This is a genomic window from Advenella sp. (assembly GCF_052108595.1).
GTDB lineage: Bacteria > Pseudomonadota > Gammaproteobacteria > Burkholderiales > Burkholderiaceae_B > Advenella.
In genome coordinates this window covers 1-3,556 of the sequence record NZ_JBQEAU010000190.1, presented here as the reverse complement: position 1 = coordinate 3,556, position 3,556 = coordinate 1, and the positions used below count along the sequence as shown (strand labels likewise).

The 3,556-nt window shown below is 54.8% G+C and carries 4 protein-coding genes; all 4 read left to right on the top strand.

The window, feature by feature from the left end:
• Positions 1-638 (top strand): pyridoxal-phosphate dependent enzyme (locus ACTIKR_RS20430; protein ID WP_442328881.1); only part of this gene is annotated, 638 nt, incomplete at its 5' end.
• 102 nt (positions 639-740) lie between these two features.
• Complete coding sequence (locus tag ACTIKR_RS20425) at positions 741-1,721, top strand: P-type ATPase (RefSeq protein WP_442328880.1); 981 nt, start codon at positions 741-743, stop codon at positions 1,719-1,721.
• An 8-nt stretch (positions 1,722-1,729) separates the two neighbouring features.
• The gene (ccoS, locus tag ACTIKR_RS20420; RefSeq protein WP_442328879.1) at positions 1,730-1,951 is read left to right on the top strand and encodes a cbb3-type cytochrome oxidase assembly protein CcoS; all 222 of its coding nucleotides are present in this window, start codon (positions 1,730-1,732) and stop codon (positions 1,949-1,951) included.
• A gap of 385 nt (positions 1,952-2,336) precedes the next feature.
• Positions 2,337-3,556: cytochrome-c oxidase, cbb3-type subunit I (gene ccoN / locus ACTIKR_RS20415; RefSeq protein WP_442328878.1), on the top strand; the 1,220-nt coding region annotated here is incomplete at its 3' end.

The window sequence follows — 3,556 nt, the reverse complement described above, 5'->3', positions numbered from 1 at the left end:
ATAAAATGATTCTGATCATGCCCGATAACCTGTCTGTGGAACGCCGTGCGTCGATGAATGCTTACGGCGCCCAGCTGATTTTGACGCCGGCAGACAAAGGCGGCATGGAGTATGCCCGGGATCTGGCGCAGTCTATGCAGGCCGAAGGCAAGGGCAAGGTGCTCGACCAGTTTGCCAATCCCGATAATCCACGAGCCCACATCGAAGGCACCGGACCGGAAATCTGGAACCAGACAGACGGACAGGTTACGCATTTCGTGAGCGCCATGGGAACCACCGGCACGATCATGGGGGTTGGCTCTTACCTGAAATCGCGTAACGCCGATATCCAGATCATCGGTGCACAACCGGCTCCCGGCGCATCGATTCCAGGCATCAGGAAATGGTCCGAAGAATATCAGCCGGCCATCTATAACCAGGCAGGCGTTGATCACTTCGAGCTGATCGGGCAACAGGAGGCCGAAGATATGGCCCGTCACCTGGCTGCCAGTGAAGGCATCTTCGGTGGCATTTCGTCCGCGGGAGCCTTGGTGGCTGCTTTGCGTACCGCCGAACGCGTGAACAACGCCACGATTGTCTTCATCGTCTGTGATCGTGGTGATCGGTATTTGTCCCAGGGCGTGTTCAACCCTGTCTGAGCAGGCCACGATGAACCGCAGGCGGGCGCAATGCGCTGCAGGTACTGAATAGTTTGATATAGATCAAGATCGCTTTCTCCGATCGATACTATGATCGGTGGTATGAAACCCGCCTCCATTTTCTCGATCCCCAGCGACCTGGGCGCTCAGGAACGCCTGCAGCGCAGGCACATGCTTGCCCGGCTCGGGCTGGCCTGGCTGGTCATGATGCAGGTCATGATGTTCGCCTTCCCGGGTTATCTTCGTGCCAGCTACGTTGATGCAGAAACAGTCGATACGCTGGATACGGCCATTATCGTCATGAACTGGTGCAGCCTGCTGCTGACCGTGCCGGTGCTGCTTTATTGCGCCTGGCCTATCTGGCGTGGCTTTGTCGGCCGGGACCCGCATGACACCCATCAGCAGTCCATGAACTGGCCCATTGGCCTGGGCATTGTGGTGGCCTTTATTCCCAGTGCTATCGCGACCTTTCGCCAATCCGGCGAAGTCTATTTCGAATCCATTGCCATGTTCGTTGCCTTCGTGCTTACGGCGCGCTATCTGGCGCTTGCCGCCAGGCAGTCGGCTGGGGCTGCGTTTGATCAGCGCTTCGATCAGGAGTCCAGGCTGCTGGCCAAGACGGCCGACCGGGTCGGGCTGTACTTCGTAAGTATACAAATTGCGCTCTCCATTGTGTCCGCGCTCATCTGGTACATGTTCATTGATTCGGACCACGCCCTGTCGGTGCTGGTTGCGCTGTTTGTCATGAGTTGTCCTTGCGCCATGGCCATGGCGGTACCCTCTGCACAGGCAGCGGCACGCGCCATTGTTCTTGGCAGTCCACCACTCAGTCAGAAGGCTCTTATCGCCTTGCGTGCGCAGACCGTCCGCGTTGCCCGCCGCTCTCTTTACGGTTCATTGTTGTGGCATCTGCTTATGATTCCATTTGCCATGATTGGCCTGGTGCAGCCATGGCTTGCTGCCATAACCATGCTGGGGTCGTCGATGGCAGTCGCGTTTTATGCTTGGCATTTTTATAAAAACTATACGGTTGGCAAGCCTGTCGGGGCCGGAACGGTCGCGATCAACTCGTCGTCGGCCTAGTACTTGCCATGGACGTATTCTTTCTCTTGGTTTTCCTGGCTTTTCTGTTTGTCATGAGCATTGGCGGCGTACTTTACTGGGCGGTGATGTCGGGTCAATTCGAAGACAGTGACGAAAACGCAAGCGTGATATTACAGGACGAAGATGCTGCAATCGCGCTGCCCGATAGTGAGTGGGGCAGGGAAGCGACTCACGTGCCGTCTGCAAAATCGTCGTTGCCAATGCGATAGGAAGCGATGAAGCGGCCGGTATCGTGCAGTGTATAACGTATCTGGTCTCCCAGGATAGCGCTGGGCGCCCGCCCCCGGCGGCTGTCGATTGCAGTCAATGCAAGGACGTCGTATCCAGGCAGGAAAAGGGCCAGTAAGGGCGAGTAAGCGCCAGTAAAAGCAGTGAGAAAAATGGCGGACAAAACGGCGTGCAAAAGCAGTGGGCCATTGCCTCTGCTTTACGGCCGCCCCAAGAAAAAACTGTTGTTTTCCTCGTAACCACCTGGCTAATTACGCATGGTTTTGCGCCTGTTTCGTCTATGTCTTGGCGCAACTTGATATTTATCAAATCGCTGCGCTGTGATCTATTTAAGATTTAACAATAGGTTTTTTTAGGGGAAATTTTATGCGTGTCCAGAATGCGCGCTCCGCAGACGCGGAGATCTTCAATTACACAGTCGTGCGCCAGTTCACCATAATGACCGTTGTGTGGGGAATTGTCGGCATGTTTGTGGGTGTCTACATTGCAGCACAACTGGTCTGGCCGGAACTGAACGTCGTAGACTGGCTCAGTTATGGTCGTCTGCGCCCGCTGCATACCAATGCAGTTATTTTTGCCTTTGGCGGTAGTGCGCTGTTTGCTACTTCCTATTATGTCGTTCAGCGTACCTGTCAGACGCGCCTGTTCTGTGGACCACTGGCTTCGTTCACTTTCTGGGGTTGGCAACTGGTTATTGTGGCTGCTGCGATCACGCTGCCGGCCGGCTACACAACCAGCAAAGAATATGCCGAGCTTGAATGGCCTATCGATATTCTGATTACGCTGGTCTGGGTCGCCTACGCGATCGTCTTTTTCGGGACGGTGGCTAAACGCAAGATGAAACACATTTATGTGGCCAACTGGTTCTACGGTTCATTCATCCTGACAATCGCTATCCTGCATATCTTCAACAACATCGAGTTGCCCTATAGCTGGTTCAACTCTTATTCTGCCTATGCCGGTGCGCAGGATGCCATGGTGCAATGGTGGTACGGTCACAACGCGGTGGGCTTTTTCCTTACCACCAGTTTCCTGGGCATGATGTATTACTTCGTGCCAAAACAGGCCAATCGTCCGATCTATTCCTATCGCCTGTCCATTGTTCACTTCTGGGCGCTAGCCTTTACCTATATGTGGGCCGGTCCGCACCATCTGCTGTATACCTCATTGCCTGACTGGACCCAAAGCCTGGGTATGGCTTTCTCCCTGATCCTGCTGGCGCCTTCCTGGGGCGGCATGATCAACGGCATCATGACCCTGTCCGGCGCGTGGCACAAGCTGCGCACCGATCCTATCCTGAAGTTTCTGGTGGTGGCGCTCTCGTTCTACGGCATGTCTACTTTTGAAGGCTCCATGATGTCCATCCGGACTGTGAATGCGCTTTCTCACTACACGGAATGGACTGTCGCGCACGTCCATTCCGGTGCGCTGGGCTGGGTCGCCATGATCACCTTTGGTAGCTTGTATTACATGATTCCCCGCCTGTATGGACGCGAATCCATGTATAGCAAATCCTTGATCGAGGCTCATTTCTGGATGGCTACCATCGGCGTGGTGCTGTATATCGCATCCATGTGGATTGCCGG

What these genes read in the sequence shown, in the direction of transcription:
- ccoS (WP_442328879.1), top strand. Translation starts at nt 1,730, where the DNA reads ATGGACGTATTCTTTCTCTTGGTTTTCCTGGCTTTTCTGTTTGTCATG.
- ACTIKR_RS20425 (WP_442328880.1), top strand. Translation starts at nt 741, where the DNA reads ATGAAACCCGCCTCCATTTTCTCGATCCCCAGCGACCTGGGCGCTCAG.